This is a genomic window from Mesorhizobium sp. LCM 4576 (assembly GCF_001854815.1).
In the GTDB taxonomy this organism is placed as follows: domain Bacteria; phylum Pseudomonadota; class Alphaproteobacteria; order Rhizobiales; family Rhizobiaceae; genus Mesorhizobium; species Mesorhizobium plurifarium.
Genome location: NZ_MDDT01000089.1, coordinates 558183 through 577787, shown reverse-complemented (window position 1 = coordinate 577787; position 19605 = coordinate 558183). Strand labels below are relative to the sequence as shown.

The 19605-nt window shown below is 65.7% G+C and carries 17 protein-coding genes; 2 read left to right on the top strand and 15 right to left on the bottom strand.

The genetic code is table 11. From position 1 onward, the window contains the following. Positions 1-126: 126 nt before the first annotated feature. The 9 genes from phnN to LCM4576_RS34325 form a co-directional block, all read right to left on the bottom strand. Positions 127-753, bottom strand: coding sequence for a phosphonate metabolism protein/1,5-bisphosphokinase (PRPP-forming) PhnN (gene phnN, locus LCM4576_RS34365; protein WP_071036733.1), 627 nt, complete (start codon positions 751-753; stop codon positions 127-129). After that, the gene (locus LCM4576_RS34360; protein WP_071036732.1) at positions 750-1889 is read right to left on the bottom strand and encodes an alpha-D-ribose 1-methylphosphonate 5-triphosphate diphosphatase; all 1140 of its coding nucleotides are present in this window, start codon (positions 1887-1889) and stop codon (positions 750-752) included. Before LCM4576_RS34360 ends, phnN begins: the two co-directional genes overlap by 4 nt. A 128-nt stretch (positions 1890-2017) precedes the next feature. Then, positions 2018-2725 (bottom strand): DUF1045 domain-containing protein, encoded by a 708-nt coding sequence (locus LCM4576_RS34355; protein WP_071036731.1) that lies wholly within the window; start codon positions 2723-2725, stop codon positions 2018-2020. Positions 2726-2955: 230 nt separating this feature from the next. Continuing rightward, positions 2956-3768, bottom strand: a complete 813-nt coding sequence (iolB, locus tag LCM4576_RS34350) for a 5-deoxy-glucuronate isomerase (RefSeq protein ID WP_071036730.1) — start codon at positions 3766-3768, stop codon at positions 2956-2958. A 382-nt stretch (positions 3769-4150) separates the two neighbouring features. After that, on the bottom strand, positions 4151-4363 hold the full coding sequence (locus tag LCM4576_RS34345; RefSeq protein WP_071036729.1) for a hypothetical protein: 213 nt from the start codon (positions 4361-4363) through the stop codon (positions 4151-4153). An 81-nt stretch (positions 4364-4444) separates the two neighbouring features. Further along, positions 4445-5359: a myo-inosose-2 dehydratase gene (iolE, locus tag LCM4576_RS34340; protein WP_071036728.1), complete on the bottom strand. Its 915-nt coding sequence runs from the start codon at positions 5357-5359 to the stop codon at positions 4445-4447. A 150-nt stretch (positions 5360-5509) separates the two neighbouring features. Beyond that, positions 5510-7360 (bottom strand): 3D-(3,5/4)-trihydroxycyclohexane-1,2-dione acylhydrolase (decyclizing), encoded by a 1851-nt coding sequence (gene iolD / locus LCM4576_RS34335; protein ID WP_071036838.1) that lies wholly within the window; start codon positions 7358-7360, stop codon positions 5510-5512. Between the two features lie 32 nt (positions 7361-7392). Then, the gene (iolC, locus tag LCM4576_RS34330) at positions 7393-9327 is read right to left on the bottom strand and encodes a 5-dehydro-2-deoxygluconokinase (RefSeq protein ID WP_071036726.1); all 1935 of its coding nucleotides are present in this window, start codon (positions 9325-9327) and stop codon (positions 7393-7395) included. A 154-nt stretch (positions 9328-9481) separates the two neighbouring features. Beyond that, entirely contained in the window at positions 9482-10327 is an 846-nt protein-coding gene (locus LCM4576_RS34325) for a MurR/RpiR family transcriptional regulator (RefSeq protein ID WP_071036836.1), read from the bottom strand. Between the two features lie 158 nt (positions 10328-10485). Between LCM4576_RS34325 and LCM4576_RS34320 the strand changes: the two genes are divergently transcribed. Next, the gene (locus LCM4576_RS34320; protein ID WP_071036835.1) at positions 10486-11595 is read left to right on the top strand and encodes a Gfo/Idh/MocA family protein; all 1110 of its coding nucleotides are present in this window, start codon (positions 10486-10488) and stop codon (positions 11593-11595) included. 13 nt (positions 11596-11608) lie between these two features. Here the strand turns inward: LCM4576_RS34320 and iolG are convergent, their stop codons facing one another. The 6 genes from iolG to iolE (LCM4576_RS34290) all read right to left on the bottom strand — a co-directional run bounded on the left by iolG (position 11609) and on the right by iolE (LCM4576_RS34290) (position 17506). Further along, positions 11609-12601, bottom strand: coding sequence for an inositol 2-dehydrogenase (gene iolG, locus LCM4576_RS34315; protein WP_071036724.1), 993 nt, complete (start codon positions 12599-12601; stop codon positions 11609-11611). A gap of 21 nt (positions 12602-12622) precedes the next feature. Continuing rightward, a complete protein-coding gene (locus tag LCM4576_RS34310) occupies positions 12623-13441 on the bottom strand; it encodes an ATP-binding cassette domain-containing protein (protein WP_071036722.1) in 819 nt (272 codons plus the stop codon). Then, complete coding sequence (locus LCM4576_RS34305) at positions 13441-14559, bottom strand: ABC transporter permease (RefSeq protein ID WP_071036720.1); 1119 nt, start codon at positions 14557-14559, stop codon at positions 13441-13443. The genes LCM4576_RS34310 and LCM4576_RS34305 overlap by 1 nt, the downstream gene beginning before the upstream one ends. 66 nt (positions 14560-14625) lie before the next feature. Beyond that, positions 14626-15615: a sugar ABC transporter substrate-binding protein gene (locus tag LCM4576_RS34300; RefSeq protein ID WP_244510986.1), complete on the bottom strand. Its 990-nt coding sequence runs from the start codon at positions 15613-15615 to the stop codon at positions 14626-14628. Between the two features lie 129 nt (positions 15616-15744). Next, positions 15745-16587, bottom strand: coding sequence for a polysaccharide deacetylase family protein (locus tag LCM4576_RS34295; RefSeq protein ID WP_244510985.1), 843 nt, complete (start codon positions 16585-16587; stop codon positions 15745-15747). Beyond that, complete coding sequence (iolE, locus tag LCM4576_RS34290; RefSeq protein ID WP_071036714.1) at positions 16577-17506, bottom strand: myo-inosose-2 dehydratase; 930 nt, start codon at positions 17504-17506, stop codon at positions 16577-16579. The genes LCM4576_RS34295 and iolE (LCM4576_RS34290) overlap by 11 nt, the downstream gene beginning before the upstream one ends. 522 nt (positions 17507-18028) lie before the next feature. Between iolE (LCM4576_RS34290) and LCM4576_RS34285 the strand changes: the two genes are divergently transcribed. Then, a complete protein-coding gene (locus LCM4576_RS34285) occupies positions 18029-19585 on the top strand; it encodes a PLP-dependent aminotransferase family protein (protein ID WP_071036712.1) in 1557 nt (518 codons plus the stop codon). Positions 19586-19605 lie beyond the last annotated feature (20 nt).

The following is a 19605-nucleotide window of genomic DNA, read 5'->3' as shown; positions in this document are numbered from 1 at the left end:
CCGTCCGCCAGGCTCAACTGACCAAGCACTCGATCGACCATCGCGAATCCTCCTTGCCGGATATCCGCATGGAATCACTGATCCGATTCTGTGCAAAGCCCTCACAAGGGGAGAAGGGGAAGGCGCTCAGATCATGTCCGACAGGTCCGAGAACGCCATCGCCTTGCGCAGCACCTCGGCGAAGCGTTCGCCGGCGAGCTCCTTGTCGCCGCTGTTGTCGATCGAGGTCACGTCCGGTCCCGTCAGCTTGACGCTTGCGCTGCGCGCCAGGCGGGCAAGCACCTCGCCGCGCGATTCGCGGCCGCGCGCGGCAAGCCGCTCGGCGAGGATCTCCGGCGTCGCGGTGATCTCGACCACGGCCAGGTTGGCGTAGCGCTCGCGCAGCGCCGGGATGACCGCGCGCGACACGTTGGCGACCGCCACATGGCCGTTGGCCACGGCCCAGTCGACATCGGCCGGCAGGCCGTAGCGCAGGCCGTGYGCGTCCCAGCACAGCGAGAAGGCGCCGTCCGCCTCCGCTTCGGCAAAGGCGGCGTCGGCCAGCGTGTCGTGGTCCTCGCTTGCCGAATCGCTCGGCCTGGTGATCACGCGGCGGACGAATTCCAGCCGCGTCTCGCCGGCAAAGTGCTGCTTGGCATAGCCGATCACCGTATCCTTGCCGGCGCCGCTCGGGCCGACCACCGCGACGAAGACGCCGTTGCGGATCGGCAGGCTCTCGGCCAGCTCGCGCTCGATGAGGGCCGAGACCATCATGCGACCCGGCTGGCCTGGCGCCAAACGGTGCGCACGACCGGCACATGGTCGTCGACGCGCACGCGCACCAGGTCGGCCCGGCGGCCGGGCTCGATCACGCCGCGGTCGGTGAGGCCGACCGCCTCGGCCGGGTTCTTCGAGACCATGGCGACCGCCTGCGGCAGCGAGATCCCTTCGACGACATCGCCGAGGAAGAAGGCCGACTGGATCAGGCTGAAGGGGATGTAGTCGGACGAAAGGATGTCGAGCAGCCCGTCGGCGGCGAGCGTGCGCGCCGAGACGTTGCCGGAATGCGAGGCGCCGCGCATGACGTTGGGCGCGCCCATCAGCACGCCGAGGCCCGCCGCCTTGGAGGCCTTGGCAGCCTCTTCCGTCGTCGGGAACTCGGCGACGCGCACGCCCTGCTCGACCGCTTCGTCGACATGGCCGGCGGTCGCATCGTCATGGCTGGCCAGCACGATGCCGCGCTCGCGGCAAGYGGCCGAGATGAACACGCGGTTCGGACCGGAATTGCGGGCCGATTCGCCCATCCGCTTCTCGCAGAATTTCTGGAAATCGCGGTCCGTCAGCTTCAGCTTGCGCTGGTAGTAATAGGCATAGGTCTCGAGGTTGACGAACTGGCGCTGCCCGGGCGCGTGGTCCATCAGCGAGGCGAGTTTCACCCGCTCGTCGGTCTCGAAATTGGCGAAGGCCTCGAGGCAGTCCGGCGCCGAGACCTCGCAACGCAAATGGATGAAATGGTCGGCCCTGAGCCGATCCTGGCGGACRCTGTCCTCGATCGCGTCGGCCAGCTTGCGGACATCGTCGGACTTCAGGTCGGCGTCCTCGTCCATGCCGACGCGCAAGGCGTCGAGCACGGTGGTGATGCCGGCGGTCGCGACCTGGGCGTCATGGGCAAGCACGGCGGCGATGGGGTTCCAGCGCACTTTCGGGCGCGGCGCGTAATGGCCTTCGAGGTGGTCGGTGTGCAGCTCGACGAGGCCCGGGATGATGTAGTCGCYGCCCATATCCTCGCCGGCGCGGGCGGCACCCGGTTCGACGGCGGCAATCAGGCCGTCGCGCAACAGAAGCAAGCCCTCGACGATTTCGTCGGGCAGCACGATGCGGGCATTGGTGAGAACGGTTTCGGCGGTCATCTCAGGCGGTCCTATCTCGAACGGTCGGCAATCAAATCAGAGCAATTCCAGGAAAAGTGCTTTGCGGTTTTCCGTCCGGAATTGCGTAAAACAAAGATAGGGCGGTTCAGCGTTTCCGCTGATCCGCCCTAAGCTGTCTTGCGGGCCGGGCCACGGCCAAGCGCATGGTGGGAAAGCACCATGAATGGGGCGCCCGGCTCGGTCTCGACGAACAGCGTCAGTGCATCCACCGGCACCGGCTGCCGCAGCACGTCGGCGAACAGGCCGTCAATCGCTGCGCGAAGACGCGGGCTTTCCTGTGGCCCRACCCGCCCCGACAGCGTCATGTGGAAGCGGAACGTGTCGAAAACGTAAGGATAACCCCATTGGCAGAGGTTGCGGAACTCGTCCGGCTTCAGCGCATCGGGGCTGCGGCGCTCGATCTCGGCGTCGGTGAGCGGCGCGCGGAACGGATCGAAGGCGCGCACCACCTCGCCGGCGAAATCATTGAGCGGCGCGAACTGCTTTTCCGGCACCAGCGCGAAGAAGCCGTCGATCTGCCCGACGACCAGGCGCGGGATGACGACCGGCGGCGTCGCCTCGGCGAAACTGTCGAGCGCGGCGCGCAGCGAGGCTTCCGTCTCGTTCGGCGCCAGCCGGAACGGCGCCTTCAGCGTCGCGTGGAACCCGTAACGCCTGGCGGAGGCGGTGTGGAAGGCGACTTCCGCGGCCGACAGATCGCCCACGGCCTCGACCGGCCGCGTCGCTGCGCCGAACGGGTCGCGGCCCAGCCAGTTGGCGGCAATGCGCGCCAGTGGCTCATCCTGTCCCGGTGTGTAGTAGATGGCATAGCGCATCGGCGTTCCTCGTCAAGCGCGCTGCCCCTAGATCATGCGACGCGCTTCAAGTCATTGTCTTGGCAAGTCGTGGGTCCAAAAACGCCAGGGCGCTCGCGGCGACATGCATCAGACCCGCTGCCATAGGTGATTTCCATGACGGATTGACGAAGCTTTCATGGGTTTTCGAAGGCAAGTCCAGCCGCAAGCTCGTTAGCCGACGATTTTCCCGGACTGGACCAATCCGCCGATCAGGCCTTCATCAGCCACTCGTGCTCGGCCGCGTTGTGGAATTTCCATGTCCGCTTCGGCCCGGCCATGACGTTGAGGTAATAAAGGTCGTAGCCGTGGCAGGCCGCGCAGGGGTGATAGCCCTTCGGCACCAGCACGACATCGCCGTCCTCGATCGCCATCGCTTCGTCCAGCTCGCGCACGCCATTGCGGTCGGCATCGGTGTAGACGCGCTGGAAGGCAAAGCCCTGCGGCGGGTTGAGGCGGTGGTAATAGGTCTCCTCGAGATAGGATTCGGCCGGCAGATTGTCCTGGTCGTGCTTGTGTGGCGGATAGCTCGACGTGTGGCCGCCGGGCGTGATGACCTCGACCACCAGCAGCGAATCCGCCGGCTTGCCCTCGGGCAGGATGTTGGTCACGTATCGGGTGTTGGTGCCCTTGCCGCGCACTTCCTGGCCGAGATCGTCAGGCCCGATGACGCGCACCGGCAGKCCACCACCAAGGCCGGGTGCCGAGCAGACGGCGAGCTCCAGCTCGGTGTCGGCTGTCACCGTCCAGTCGGCGCCCTCCGGCACATAGACCGACCAGGGCTTGCCCTCGAAGGGCGACATGCGCTCGCCAAGCAGGCCGAGATCCTTGCCCCCGGCCGAGGCCTTGCCCTTGCCGGTGACGAAGACYAGGCAGACCTCGCGGTCGACCGTCTTGCCAGACGCCGTCTCGCCCGCCTTCAGCCGATGCAGATCGAAACCGACATAGGTCCAGCCGGCGCTTTGCGGCGTGACGTGAGCGACGTGGCCGTGGCCTTTGTCGGCCTTGACGAGCAGTTTCGACATTTTTTGTCTCTCCTATCCCTATTCGCTCTGGCGGGCTGGCGACCCAGAGATTCCATCAGCTGAGGAGTCCGGCGCGAACCTTCGCGATTGGCCGTGGCCTCCAAACTTCGTCATCCTAGGGCGAAGCAGGAGCGAAGCTCCGTCGCGGAGACCCTAGGATCCATGCCGTTACCTCCGACGTGGAATGCCAGCAGCGCAGAATTCTGCACCGTCGCAACGCTTCAAAGTCATGGCATGGATCCTAGGGTCTGCGCTGCGTCGCTGAGCTCCTTGCTCCGCCCTAGGATGACGAGGCGAGGGGCGTTCCGGCCAACCGCCGACGCTTGCGATCCTCTGCGCAGGCAACATCCGCAAGGTAAGGACCGTTGCACCATCGACCGATTCATTCCTTCGGCTCGGCCGGAGGCTTCCCCTCCTCGACCGGCTTGTAGAGATAGAAAAACTGCCACACGGCATATCCGGCGAAGCCGAGCGCGATGACGCCCCAGAACGGCGTGCCGGAGGCGAACTCGATCGCCGACCAGATCAGGCAGACCGCGACGACGGCGATGCGCCGCCACAGCGGCCGGAAGAAGGGGTGCTCATAGTCTTTCATCGCGCCAATCCAGGATTTGCCAAAGCGCAACGGATAAACCGCGCGCCCCGACTAATCCATCATTCATGACGAATCCACCGTTTACGCCGGAAACCCTTGTGTCTCCACCGTGTAGCCGGCGGCCGTCATCACCCGCATCAGCTCCTTGTGGCCGACTTGGGCCATCTTGAGCGGCGGGTTCTTCTTCGGATCCTGCTCGGCCTCGACCACGAACCAGCCCTCATAGCCATGATCGGCGAAGCGCTGGACGATGGCGGCGAAATCGAGCGAGCCGTCGCCCGGCACGGTGAAGGCGCCGAGCGCCACGGCATCGAGGAAGGACTGTTTCGAGCGATCGAGGCCGTCGATCACGCCCATGCGCACGTCCTTCACATGGACATGGTTGATGYGCTTGTGATGGTTGTCGATGGCGCGCAGCACATCGCCGCCGGCGAAGGCGAGGTGGCCGGCATCGAGCAAAAGCGGGATGYCTTCGCCGGAATGGCGCATGAAGGCGTCGAGCTCCGGCTCGGTCTCGACCACCGCCGCCATGTGATGGTGATAGGAAAGCGGCATGCCCTGCTCCGCGCACCATTCGCCGAATTCGGTGASGCGCCGGCCATAGGCCTTCATCTCGTCGCCGGTAAGCTTCGGCTTGGTGGCCAAAGGCTTGGAGCGGTCGCCCTGGATGGAACGGCCGACCTCGCCATAGACGATGCAGGGCGCGTCGACCGCCTTGAACAGCTCGATCATCGGCTGGATGCGATCCTTGTTCCGGGCCAGGTCCTCGTTGACCAGCGTGCCGGAGAACCAGCCGCCGCACAGCGTCACGTCGGCCTCTTTCAGGATCGGCAGCATCACCTTCGGGTCGTTGGGGAAGCGGCGGCCCATCTCCATGCCGGTGAAGCCGGCCGAGCGCGACTGGCGCAGACATTCCTCCAGCGACACGTCATCGCTGAGCTCCACGAGATCGTCGTTCCACCACGCGATGGGGGACATGCCCAGTTTGGCTTTCAAGTCGTCACTCCAATATCGGTTCGTTTCTACCCTCCCCCTTTGTGGGGAGGGTCGCTGCAAAGCAGCGGGGAGGGGGCAGCGCCGACCCCCACCCGGACCTTCGGTCCGACCTCCCCGCAAGGGGGAGGTAGGGGATCTGCGCTGTCAGCTTCAATCTCCGATCTTCTGCATTTGACGTTTTTCTTCGTAGACTTTGCGCGCGGCGTTGACCTGGGGCCGCGACGAGACTTCCGGCACGGCCACATCCCACCAGTGGCCGCCGGCTTCGGTCGAAACCAGCGGGTCGGTGTCGATGACCAGCACGGTCGTCCTGTCGTTCTTCTTCGCCTTGGCCAGCGCCGTTTCCAGCTCGGCGATCGAGGCCACCTTCTCGGCGACAGCGCCGAGGCTTGCAGCATGCGCGGCGAAGTCGACGTCGGGCAGCACCTCGTGGCGGGCATCCTTCAAGAGATTGTTGAAGTTGGCGCCGCCGGTCGCCATCTGCAGGCGGTTGATGCAGCCATAGCCGCGATTGTCGAGCAGCACGACGGTGAGCTTCAGGCCAAGCATCACCGATGTGGCGATCTCGGAATTGAGCATGAGGTAGGAGCCGTCGCCGACCATGACGACCACCTCCTGGTCGGGCTTCGCCATCTTCACGCCGAGCCCGCCGGCGATCTCGTAGCCCATCRTCGAGAAGCCGTATTCGGCATGGTAGGAACCCGGCGCGCCGGCCTGCCAGAGCTTATGCAATTCGCCGGGCAGACCGCCCGCGGCATGCAGCAAGGTGACCCCGGAACCCATGGCGCGCTGCACGGCGCCGATCACCTGCGCGTCGGACGGATGGGCCGCATTGGTCGAGGCTGTCACCTTGGCGGCCGCCGCCTGCCACTCCGTCTTGCCCTTCAGCGCATTGTCGGTCCAGGCGCTCGGCGCCTTCCAGCCTTTTAGCGCGGCCGACAGCTCGGCAAGTCCTTCGGCCGCGTCCGCGACCAGCGGCAGAGCCCAATGCTTGCCGGCGTCGAAGACCTGCGTGTTCAGCCCGATGATGGTGCGGCCGGCATTCTTGAACAGCGCCCAGGAGCCGGTGGTGAAATCCTGCAGCCTGGTTCCCACGGCAAGCACGACATCGGCTTCCTCGGCCAGCCGGTTGGCGGCCGACGTGCCGGTGACGCCGACCGCCGCCATGTTGAGCGGATGGTCGTCGGGCAGCGCGGACTTGCCACCCTGCGTTTCGCAGACCGGAATGCCCGTGCCCTGCACCAGTTTCRCCAACTCGCCGGAAGCCTGCGAATAAAGCACTCCGCCGCCGGCGATCACCAGCGGCTTCTTTGCGCCCTTCAGCGCCGCGACGGCGGCCGCCAACTCGTTGCGGTCCGGGCGCAACCGGCGCGGCGTCCAGACGCGCTCGACGAACAGGCTTTCGGGATAATCATAGGCCTCGGCCTGCACGTCCTGGYAGAGCGAGAGCGTGACCGGGCCGCATTCGGCCGGATCGGTCAGCACCTGCATGGCGCGGTTCAGCGCCGGGATGATCTGCTCCGGCCGCGTGATGCGGTCGAAATAGCGCGACACGGGGCGGAAGCAGTCGTTGACGCTCGCCGTGCCGTCGGAAAAGTCCTCGGCCTGCTGCAGCACCGGGTCGGGCAGGCGGTTGGCGAAGACATCGCCGGGCAGAAACAGGACGGGCAACCGGTTCACATGCGCGAGCGCGGCCGCCGTCACCATGTTGAGCGCGCCGGGGCCGATCGAAGAGGTCGCGGCCATGAAGCGGCGGCGGAAATTCGCCTTGCCATAGGCGATTGCCGCATGCGCCATCGCCTGCTCGTTATGGGCGCGGAAGGTCGGCAACTCGTCGCGCACCTGGTAGAGCGCCTCGCCGATGCCTGCGACATTGCCATGGCCGAAGATCGCCCAGACGCCGCCGAAGATCGGCACTCGTCTGCCATCGATCTCGGTCATTTGCCGGCTGAGGAAGCGGGTCACAGCCTGCGCCATCGTCAGGCGAATTGTCTTGCTCATGATGTTTCCTCCGCGATCCTTCAGCGGTCTTGTTATGCTGCCTTGCGGCCGCGTGCGGCAAGCCATGCCTCGGTCAGTTGCTCGAAGCGCGCGGCCATATCGGCGACCGCCTCGTCATCCGACATCCGGCCTCCCAGCCATTGTTCGGCGGCGTTGATGAAGATGGTGCGACCGACGGCGAAACCCTTGACGATCGGCGCATTGCTCGTTGCGGCAAACGCCGCGACCAGCTCGTCCTGCGGCGCTTCGAGCCCGAGCAGCACGACGCCCCGGCACCAGGGGTCGTTCTTGACGATCACCTGTTCGATCTTTGCCCAGGCGGCTGCAGAAGCCTGCGGCTCCAGCTTCCACCAGTCGGGCTTGATGCCCAGCGCGTAGAGTTCCTCCAGCGCGCGCGGAATGGTGGTGTCGTCGAGCTTGCCGTGCTTGCCGGCAATGATCTCGACCAGCAGTTCCCGGCCGACTTTCCGCGCCGCCTCGAACAGCGCGCGCAGCTTCTGCTGCTGCTCGACTTTGAGCGCTTCCGGGTCGTCCGGGTGGTAGAAGCACAGGCATTTGATGCAATGGTCGACCGGCCATTCGGTCAGCTGCGAGCCGATGTCCTGCGAGAATTCGAAGCGCAGCGGCCGCGATCCCGGCAATTCGACCGGGCGGCCGAGCCAGGCGAAGGGATGGCGGGCGAATTCGAACATCGCGTCGCGACCGTATTTCTCGTCGATCAGCATGYCGTAGCCGTCGCGGCCGGCGGCGACCTTTGCCGCCGCCTTCACGGTGAGCACCTTGAAATCAGGGATGCGCGCGGCGTCGGCGCCGACTCTTGCCGCGACGTCCTCGAGCTGCACGCGATGGTCGCAGGCCAAAGCCATCAGCGAGGGAATGTCGCGCCGGCGCGTCGTCGCCCAATGAATGTGGTTGATCGCTTCGTCCTTACGCAGCGCCAGATGCTTGCTGCCGTGCTTCAGGAAGAACTGCAGCTCCTCGAAAGTCGGATATTCCGGCGCGCAGAGCAGGCGCGACACAGCGAAGGCGCCGCAGGCATTGGCCCAGGTCGCGGCGGTGGCAAAGCTTTCGCCGCCCAGCCAGCCGCGCAGGAAGCCCGACATGAAGGCATCGCCGGCGCCCAGCACATTGTAGATCTCGATCGGGAAACCTTTGCCGACGATGCCGTCCTCGAGGTCGTCGCTGATCGGCCCGTCATAGACGATGCAGCCCTTGGCGCCGCGCTTCAGCACGATTGTGGCCGAGGACAGCGCGCGGATCGTCTTCAGCGCGCTCAGGCACTCGTCGGCGCCGGAAGCGATCATGATTTCCTCTTCGGTGCCGACGATGAGATCGCAATCCGGCAGCACCGTCTTCAGCTGCGCCGAGACGCGGTCGGACTTGACGTAGCGCTCGAAACCTTCGGCATGACCGGCAAGGCCCCAGAGGTTCGGGCGGTAGTCGATGTCGAAGACAACCTTGCCACCCCGGGCCTTCATCAGGCGGATCGCCTTGCGCTGCGCGGCATCGGAATTCGGCCGGGAAAAATGCGTGCCGGTGACGACGACCGAGCGGGCCGAAGCGATGAAAGCCTCGTCGATGTCCTCCTCGGCAAGCGCCATGTCGGCGCAGTCGGAGCGATAGAAAATCATCGGCGAGACGCCTTCGCTCTCGACCGACAGCAGCACCAGCGCCGTCAGCCGCTCCTTGTCGGTCTTCAAGCCGTCGACCGAGACGCCCTCGCGCCGAAGCTGCTCGCGGATGAAGCGGCCMATCTGCTCGTCGCCGACGCGGGTCAGCAGCGCCGAGCGCAGGCCGAGCCTTGCCGTGCCAACGGAAATATTGGCCGGGCAACCGCCGACCGACTTGGCGAAGGAGGCGATGTCCTCCAGCCGCGAGCCGATCTGCTGGCCATAGAGATCGACCGATGCACGGCCGATGGTGATGACGTCGAGCGGCGGGTATTTCCCTTCCACGGCTTCGCCCATTCGAACCTCCCATCGGCCTTGTTGTGCAGAGCAGCGTCGTTTGGACAGCGCGCGCCAGCGATGGCGTGGTGTCGTCAATATGAAATATTAATTCCAATCTACAGTCAATATGGAATGAGCATTCCCATGCTGAAAAGCGCTGGCCGCCGAGGCCTCAGCCCTTGCGCCGGCGGCCGGCTTCGCGGCGCTTCTCGCCGACGGCGACCGTCAGCGCCATGGCCAAAGCCATGGTTGCCGAAATCGAGCGGAAGCCGCCGAAATCGGCCTCGGCGACCTCGAACCAGACCTTGGCGAATTGCGCCAGCGGCGAGAAGGACGAGTCGGTGACGGCCACGATCGGCACGCCCTGTTCGGCGATCGAGCGCGTCTCGTCGATGGTCGCGGGCGCGTAAGGCGAGAAGCTGATGGCGATGACGGCGTCGCGCGGCGTGRCGAAGCCGATCATCTCGGCGTTGAGCCCGRCTGCCGATTCCACCAGCTGGTTGCGGATCTTGAGCTTGCCCAGCGCGTAGGCGATGTAGGAGGCGACCGGATAGGAGCGGCGCTTGGCCAGCACATAGATGGTCTCGGCCTTCGCCAGCAAATTGACTGCCTCTTCGAAATGCGCATCGTTGAGCGAACGCGAAATATCGCCCAGCGAGGTGCTGGCGGCGGCGACGAAGCCGTCGAAGATCGCCCGGTGGCCGCCACCGTCCTCGGCCTTGGCGCGCAACGCCGCCAGCCGCTCGTCATAGGAGGAATTGCGCTCGCGCAGCCGCTCGCGGAAAACCTGCTGCAGGCTGGTGAATCCGTCGAAGCCGAGTTGCTGGGCAAAGCGGATCAGCGTCGAAGGCTGGACGCCGGCCGAGGCCGCGATGCTCGCTGCCGTCCCAAAAGCGATGTCGTCGGGGTTGTCGAGCGCATAGGCGGCGATCTGCGCGATGCGCTTGGGCAGGCTCGCGCGCCTGTCCAGGATCGTCGCGCGCAGCGTTTCGAAATCGCGAGGCACCCGTTCGTCCATCGTCGCTCCGCCCACGCCCATATGGTTCGTCCCTCTCCTGCCCCATCATAGCGAGTTCGCGCAAGAACACCATAAAAAATGATTTGTATGTTCCATTCTTTACCAAAATGGACTAATCAATCCACACCGTTATTTCCTTCATCTTGGAGACAATCGACATGGTCGGAGTGGGCCTCATCGGCACGGGCTTCATGGGCAAGTGYCACGCCATCGCCTGGAACGCGGTGGGCACCGTCTTTCCCGATGTCGAGAAGCCGAAACTCGTGCATCTGGGCGAGGTGAATGACGAGTTGGCCCGGCGCAAGGCCGGCGAGTTCGGCTTCGCGAAAGGTTCCGGCGACTGGCGCGCCGTGGTCGACGACCCGGAGGTCGATGTCGTCTCGCTGACCACGCCCAATCAGTTCCATCCGGAAATGGCGATCGCCATCCTCCAAGCCGGCAAGCATCTGTGGTGCGAGAAGCCGATGGCGCCGAGCTTTGCCGAGGCCGAGACCATGGCGGCCGCGGCGAGGAAATCCGGCAAGGTCGCTGGGCTCGGCTACAACTACATCCAGAATCCCGCCATCCGTCACATCGGCGCGTTGCTCGAGGAAAAGATCATCGGTGACGTCAACCTCGTGCGCATCGAGATGGACGAGGACTTCATGGCCGACCCGGAAGCGCTGTTCTTCTGGAAGCACGAGGCTACGTCCGGCTATGGCGCGCTCGACGATTTCGCCGTGCATCCRCTGTCGCTGATCAAGGCGCTGTTCGGCCGCGTCAGCCGCGTCATGTGCGACATGGCCAAGCCCTATGCCGACCGCAAGACCGCGTCCGGCGCCCGCCGCGCGGTCGAGACCTATGACATCGCCAGCGTCTTGATGCATCTCGAGAACGGCGTTGYCGGCACGCTGCTGGTCAACCGCTCGGCCTGGGGCCRCAAGGGCCGCATCGCCATCCAGATCTTCGGCTCGAAGGGCTCGATCCTCTACGACCAGGAGCGGATGAACGAGTTCCAACTCTACCTCACCGCCGACCGGCCGACCGAACAGGGCTACCGCACCGTCCTGGTCGCGCCGCACCACAAGCCCTACGATTCCTTCCTGCCGGCGCCCGGCCATGGGCTGGGCTTCAACGATCTCAAGATGATCGAATGCCGCGAGCTCCTGATGCGCATCGCCGGCAGRCCGGCCCGCATCATCGACTTCGACGAGGGACTGGAGATCGAGCGCACCGTGCACGCCATGGCGCGTTCCTTCCAGGAGCAGCGCTGGGTGGATGTGAGATAGGCCAGGCAACGCCTCAGAACCGGACTGGCTCGAAGCGGCCGGACTTCGCGGAGGCAAGCGCGGCCTCGCACAGGATCATCGCCTTGCGGCCGTCCGCCGCGCCGACGGCCGGCGTCCGTCCCGCGCCGACCGACTGGATGAAATGGTCGAGCTCCGCCTCGTAGGAGTCTGCATAGCGCTCGACGAAGAAATAGAGCGGCCGGTCGGCCGCGATCCCGCTCTCGCCGCTGAGGCTGACCGAAGTCGGCGTGCGGTTGCCGGCCTGCAGCATGCCCTTCGCGCCATGCACCTCGATGCGCTGGTCGTAGCCATAGACGGCGCGCACGCTGTTGTTGATGTGGCACTGCTTCCCTGAGGCGGTGCGCAGGATGAACATCGCCGTGTCGTAGTCGCCGAGCTTGGCGTAATAGGGCTCGACCAGCGAGGAGCCGGTGGCAAAGAGCTCGACCGGCTCCTCGCCCAACAAGAAGCGCGCCATGTCGAAATCGTGGATGGTCATCTCGCGGAACACGCCGCCGCCGCCGGCCAGCGCTTCCTCGGTCTCCGGTTCCGGGTCGCGGCTGGTGATGATCACCTGCTCGACCGCGCCGATCTCGCCGGCGTCGATGCGCTTTCTCACAGCGGCGAAGGACGGATCGAAGCGCCGGTTGAAGCCGATCTGCAGCGRCACGCCGGCCTTCTCGACCGCAGCCAGGCATTGATCGGTGCGGGCGATGTCGAGGTCGATCGGCTTCTCGCAGAAGATCGCCTTGCCTTGTGCCGCGGCCCCGATGATCAGGTCGGCATGGGTGCGGGTGGCAGACGCGATCACCACGGCCTTGACCGACGGGTCGTTCATCACCGTCGCGGTGTCGGCKATCTCCGCGCCGGTTCCGGCGGCGATCCGCTCGGCGGCGTCCTGTCGCGGGTCGACGACATAGCGCAGGCGCACGCCCGGATGCCGGGCAAGATTTTTCGCATGCACCGAGCCGATCAGCCCGGCGCCGAACAATGCGGCGTCGATCATTTTTCTACCTTCTGTAGTGCCTCAGTTGGCTGCCGCTTCCGCGCCGGATCCCGGCTTGGTGAAGCGCTCCAGCTCCTGCTGCAATTCGCGGATCTCGCGGCCGCCGGCCATCATGTCCAGCACCTCCTTCTCGCTGATATCGCCCTTGCGGAACGTGCCGAGCGAGCGGCCGCGGTTGAGCATGGTGAAGACATCGCCGATCGGATAGGCGTGATGGATGTTGTGGGTGATGAAGATGACGGCGAGCCCGCGCTGGCGCGCCTGCGCCACATAGCGCAGCACGATCGAGGCCTGGTGCACGCCGAGCGCCGAGGTCGGCTCGTCGAGGATCAGCACCCGGGCGCCGTGATAGACGGCGCGCGCGATCGCCACGCATTGCCGCTCGCCGCCGGAAAGCGTGCCGACCGCCTGCTGCGGATCGCGCACATTGATGCCGATCTTGCCGAGCTGGTCATAGACGATCGCATCGGCCGTCTTCATGTCGATACGYCTGGCCGGCCCCCAGCCCTTCACCGGCTCGCGTCCAAGGAAGAAATTGCGGGTGATGCTCATCAGCGGGATCATCGACAGGTCCTGGAAAACCGTGGCGATGCCGGCGTCGAGCGCCTGCCTGGGCGATGAGAACGTCACCGGTTTGCCGTCGACATACATCTGGCCTTCGCTCGGCGTGTGCACGCCCGACAGCGTCTTGATCAGCGTCGACTTGCCGGCGCCATTGTCGCCGAGCAGGCAATGCACCTCGCCGGCATGCGCGGCAAACGACATGTCGCGCAGTGCCGTCACCGAGCCGAAGCGGCGGGTGACGTTGCGCAGTTCGATGAGCGGAACGGGCTCGGTCATCAGCGTGCCTCCGTCGCCTTGCGGCGCACGTAATTGTTGACCAGCACGGCGATCAGAAGCATCGAGCCGAGGAACACCTGGAACCAGTCGGTGTCGATGCCGGTGTAGAAGATGCCCATCTCCACCGTGCCGAAGATCAGCGCGCCGAACATGGCGCCGATCGCCGAGCCGTAGCCGCCGGTGAGCAGGCAGCCGCCGATCACCGCCGCGATGATCGCCTGGAATTCCTTCTGCGTGCCGCGCAGCGTGTCGGCGGAGCCCGCCTCCAGCACCTGGATGACGGCGAACAGCGTCGCCGAAAGCGCTGTGCCGATGAACAGCAGGATCTTCACCCGGTCGACCGGCACGCCGACATTGCGCGCCGCGCGGTCGTCGCCGCCGACGGCGAACACCCAGTTGCCGAAGCGCGTCTTGATCAGCAGCCAGGTGGCGAAGGCGGTCACCGCCACCCACCACAGGATCGACATCGAAAGACCCTGCACCATCGCCGAGCCGTCGGGGCGCGCGGCGATCACGCCATGCGCGGCGAGCCAGGCGAAGACCGGCGCGCCGAACTTGCCGCCGAACAGCCAGACCACGAAGCTGCCTTCCTGGCCGTCGGTGATATAGGGGATCTGCGTGCGCCCGGTGATGGTGCGCGTGATCGCGAGCGTCAGGCCGCGCAGGATGAACAGGCCGGCCAGCGTGACGATGAAGGAGGGCAGCCTGGTGCGCACCACGAGGATGCCGTTCAGTGCACCCACGATGATGGCGATGATGAAGGCGATCGCCACCGCCGCGGGGATCGAAAGCCCGAACTGGGTGACGCAAAGCCCGATGGTGACGCTGGCAAAGCCAATCATCGAGCCCAGCGACAGGTCGAACTCGCCGCCGATCATCAGCAGCGCCACCGCCGCGGCCAATATGCCGAGCTGCGCCGATACCTGCAGGAAATTGGCGATGCCGGCCATCGAGAACAGGCCGCTGTTGCCTGCGGTGATGCCGAAGGCGAGGAACACGATGACGGTGCCGGTGATGGCGCCGAGCTCCGGCCGCCGCATCAGGCGCACCAGGCGTCGCKAAACGGGTTTCGGCTCGGGCGGATGAGCCGGGTTCAGTGCATCGGTCACGATCGTCATCCCAATAAGCGTCCAGGGCACCCAACAAAGGCCCGCCGGCGCTTTCGCCGGCGGGCCATTATAGCATCAGCGGATGCCGGCCTTGCTGAGATCGCGCACGGCGGCCGCGTCGTCCTTCATGATGAAGGACGGACCGGTGCGCACGGCCGATGTCGGGAAGGTCTTGTACATCGCCTTGTTGGTGAGGAAGACGACGGGATAGTAGCCCATCATATATTGCTGGTTGTCGATGCCGAACATCATMGTGCCCTTGGCGACCGCATCGAGGATCTCGGGCGACAGGTCGAACGTGCCGATCTTGTAATTGCCGATCGTGCCGGCATCCGAAAACATCTTGAGCAGGGGTGCGGCGACGGTCGGGCCCAGCGTCAGCACGCCGGTGACGTCCGCATGCGCGGTGAGATAGCCTTCGACGCGGCGCGTCACGTCGGTCGGGTCCATCGTGGCCGCCACCACGTCGGAGGAACCGCCGCTCTTCTTCAGCCCGTCATTATAGCCTTCGCAGCGCTTGTCGAGGCTGACATTGCCGACCTCATGGTTGATGCAGATGCCCTTCTTGACGCCGGCCTTGGCCATGATCTCGCCGGCCTTGACGCCATTGTCGTATTCCGAGCCGCCGCCGACGAAGAGGTCGAGGCCCCAGGGCTCCACCGCTTCCTCGCCGCTGTCGATGACCACCACCGGGATGCCGGCGGCCTTGGCCGCTTCCACCGGCGCCTTCAGCGCGTCCATGTCGGGGATGGAGACGACCAGCCCGTCCGGTTTGGACGCGGTCRCCGCCTCGATCATGCGCGCCATGCGCACCACGTCGAAGGTTTCCGGCGCCTGGTATTCGACCTTGACGCCGAGCTGCTTGGCGGCGGCCTGCATGCCGTTCTTCACCACGCTCCAATAGACGTCGTTGGCCTGGCCGTGGGTGACGAAGACGATGCGCACATCGCTTTCCTTCTTCACCTGGGCCGGCGCGGGCAGGACGCCTGCGCCGGCAAAGGCGAGCGAAAGCGCCGCCGCGCTCAACGCATTTCGCAGTCCGGACATCGAGAATAAGGCACTCATAGTGGTTCTCCTCAAGTTATCGTTGTCGTCTCTCAAGTCTTGGCCTCGACCCTCCCGGTCAGGCCGCCTTCGTCATGATTCCTGTTCGGAGCATGATCTTTTCCGAAAACCGGTTTCCACTTTTCGGGATCATGCTCTGAAATCCCGGAGCGTGCCGCGGCGGATGGACAATCCCTCCACGAAGGCCATGAAATCCGGGTCTGGAAGCAGGTCGAATTCGTCGATGCGGATCTGCGCCGAGTTCGGCTCGATCACCTCGATCTCGCCGGGCGCATTGGCGTGCAGGCAAAGGAAATTCAGCCCTTCGCCGATCTGGCCGAACAGCGCCTCGTAGCGGGCGCGTGCCGGCTGGTTGCGGTGCCATGGCGTTTCCAGCACCGCGCTTGCCAGCGTCTCGCCGGCCTCAACCAGCCGCTTGCCCGGCGCCGAGAAGACGCTGTCGTCCAGCGGACCCAGATTGTGGATCGGTCCGTAGACGGAAATGCTTTTCGGGAACAAGGTCGGCAGGCCGTAGTCGATGCCGACCGCCGCGTAGCGGTCGACGAACTCCGGCGAGAACACCGCGCCCATGTGTCCATCGATATGCGTGAGCGACAGCCCCGCGGCCTTCGCCGCGCCGATCTGCGCCCGCATCTCCGCCTCCACCGCTTCCGGCTCGCCTCTGGCGCGCAATTCCGGCACCGAGCGGAACAGATAGCCGTCGCTGTCGACGATGCCCGACGCCTGGCTCGCCTTGGTCAGYGGCCGCCAGCGGTAGTACTTCTTCTCGGAGGTGAGCGTGATGTGGACGCCGAGATTGAGCGAGGGATCCTTGGCGCCTTCCTCGGCGATCTCCAGGAACCACGGGCAGGGCACCATCACCGAGCCGCTGTCCACCGCGCCGGCGCGCTTCAGCTTGAGATAGGCGACATTGGCGCCGTGGCACATGCCGACATCGTCGATGTTGATGACGACCTTGCGTTCAGCCGGCATGGCGGACCTCCTTTGCGCGCTCGTGCACATAGAAGCCCGCGCCCTGCGCCAGCTTCTTCAGATTGCGGTAGCCCATCGTGGCATAGGTCAAGGGATGCGCCTTGGCCGGGTCCTGCTCGGCCTCCACCACCAGCCAGCCGGAATAGYCCTGGCCGGCGAGGATCTTGAGCAGCGTCGGATAGTCGATCGCGCCGTCGCCCGGCACGGTGAAGATSCCTTCCATCACCGCGCCCATGAAGCTCATGTCGGCCTCGCGCGCCTTCTTCAGGATGGCCGGGCGCACATCCTTGCAATGCACATGCACGACGCGCTCCACATGCCGGCGCAGCAATTGCTCCGGGTCGCCGCCGGAAAAGGCGCAGTGCCCGGTGTCGTAGAGCAGGCCGACCGCCTCGCCGGTCGTGTGCATCAGCCGGTCGATCTCCTCATCGGTCTCGACGATGGTGCCCATGTGAYGGTGGAAGGCCATGYCGACGCCGAAGTCGGAGAACCGCTCGGCGAGCCGGGTGATCTTGGCGCCATAGGCCTTCCATTCGCCGTCCATCAGCTTCGGYCGCTGCGAGATCGGATCGTGGATCGCGCCATGCCGGCCGCGCGAGGTGTCGGCATAGACGACGCGTCGGGCRCCGAGGTCGCGCAATAAAGTCAGATGCGGCCGGATCGCCTCGAACTCCTCGTCCACCTCCTTCTCGCAGATGCGCCCGTCATACCAGCCGGAGACCAGCGCCAGCCCGTAATGGTCGAGGATGGGCCGGAGCGCGCGGCTGTCGCGCGGAAACTTGCCGCCAAGCTCGGTGCCGGCATAGCCGGCTTCCGCGGTTTCGGCGAGGCAGGTCTCGAGCGGCGTGTCGCCGCCCAGTTCCGGCACGTCGTCATTGGTCCAGGTGATCGGGTTGATGCCAAGTCGAACTGTCGTCATTGCTCGCTTTCCCCCCCGCAGCCGGATGGCTGCGGGGTTGATGGTCTCGGGAGGAGATGGCTGCGATTGCTGGCGGCAGGGGCGCGGAACCCTGCCGTTTCGTTTGGCAGAACGCCCTCCCAGCGGCCYGCCTCACATATTCTGTCGACGTCTTGCCCCAACGTCAGTGCGCGAAGTCTACCCCGCTCTGTCTCCCCCGCGAGGGCCAGTTTTGCGGAAAATGAAGGAACCAGTTTGTGTTGGGAGGTGGCTGTGGCAGGATGGGGGATGGAGATCACGAAGCGGCCGCGCGAGGCCCCCCTCTCTGCCCTGCCGGGCATCTCCCCCTCAAGGGGGGAGATTGGCAGTTCAGGCGCCCCGCTCGTCTTTGCAACGTTGGCGATTGGCGAAACCCAACGCGACATCCAATCTCCCCCCAAGAGGGGGAGATGTCCGGCAGGACAGAGAGGGGGGYGAAGGAACTCGACGTCTGAAGCCAAGCGTGCCGCGGCTCGCCAGCGCGCCTACGGGTGGGCGTAACCCATGCGCCCCCACCCCAAACCCCAGCCCTTCCCGCTCGACACGCTCGCCGTGAACCGCGCCAGCCCCGAGCATCTGTCGCGCCAGCTCTATCACGGCCTCGTCGCCATCATCCGCGGCCGCGCGCTTCCCCCCGGCTCGGAGCTGCCTTCCACCCGCGCTCTCGCCGCCGAGCTCGGCCTTGGCCGCAACACCATCGTCGCCGCCTACGACCAGCTCGTCACCGAAGGCTATCTCGCCAACCGCCAGGGCGCGCGGCCCGTGATCGTCGATCTGCCCGAAGGCCCACGCGAAACGCCGCGCGAAGAACCGCCGGTGCCTTTGCGGTCACCCTCCCTGYGCGGCCAGCTTCTGCTCAGCCAGCCCTACCATCACGGCAGGCCGGRGCATGTCGCCTTCCATCCCGGCATGCCGGATGCGCAGAGCTTTCCCTTCGGCGTCTGGGGCCGGCTGGTGGCGCGCCGCGYCAGCCATGGCGGCGAGACGCTGTTCGGCACCTATGACGTGACCGGCCATCCGGCGCTGAAGGAGGCGATCGCCGGCTATCTCTTCTCCGCGCGCGGCGTGCGCTGCCGTCCGGAGCAGATCGTCGTCACCACCGGCGCGCAGGCCGCCTTCGATCTTCTGGCGCGCCTGCTGCTCGACCCCGACGACACGGTTTGGATGGAGGAGCCCGGCTATTACGGCGCCAAGGCCGCCTTCACCGTGGCCGGCGCCAGGATCCTGCCGATCGCGGTCGACCAGGAGCGCGGCTGGCGTTTTGAGCATGATCCCGAACCGAAGGTCAGCGAACGCAAAAAGTGGGAACCGGTTTTCGGACAAAGATCATGCTCCAACAAAGGGTCAGCTGCTCCAGGCTTTTCGCCCCGCCTCATCTATGTGACGCCGGCCTGCCAGCATCCGCTCGGCATCACCATGCGCATGGAGGAGCGGCTGCGCCTGCTCGACATCGCCGAGACCGCCAATTCCTGGGTGATCGAGGACGATTTCGACGGCGAATACCGCTTTCAAGGCCGCCCCGTGCCGGCGATCCAGAGCATGGACCGTTCCGGCCGCGTCATCTATGTCGGCACCTTCGCCAAGCTTTTGTTCCCGGCGCTGCGCCTGGGCTTCATGGTGCTGCCGCCGGAGCTCGCCGGCCGCATCGTCAACGCGCTCTCCACCACCGGCCAGTTCGCGCCGCTGCTGCTCCAGGCCGCCTTGGCCGATTTCATCACCGAGGGCCATATGAGCCGGCATTTGAAGCGCATGCGCCGCATCTACGCCCAGCGCCGCCAGCTCTTCCGCGACATCGTCACCGAGCGCCTGCGCGACGAGATCACGCTTTCCCCCGCCGAGGCCGGCATCCAGGTGGTGGGCTATCTGAAGGCCGGCATCGACGACATCAAGGTCAGCCAGGCGGCGGCGAAAAGGGCGATCAACGTCTCGCCCCTGTCGAAATATTTCCAGAACACCGCGCCGACGCAAGGGCTGGTGCTGGGCTATGCGGCCTGTGATGCGGCGCAGACGAGGGACGGGGTGGAGAGGYTGGCACAGGCGATAGGGGAGGTGCTGGGGTGAGGGGGCGACGAACGAGAGGT

Excerpts from the sequence above, each read along its gene's own strand:
- LCM4576_RS34345 (WP_071036729.1), bottom strand. The coding sequence starts at position 4,363 with ATGAAAGACTATGAGCACCCCTTCTTCCGGCCGCTGTGGCGGCGCATC.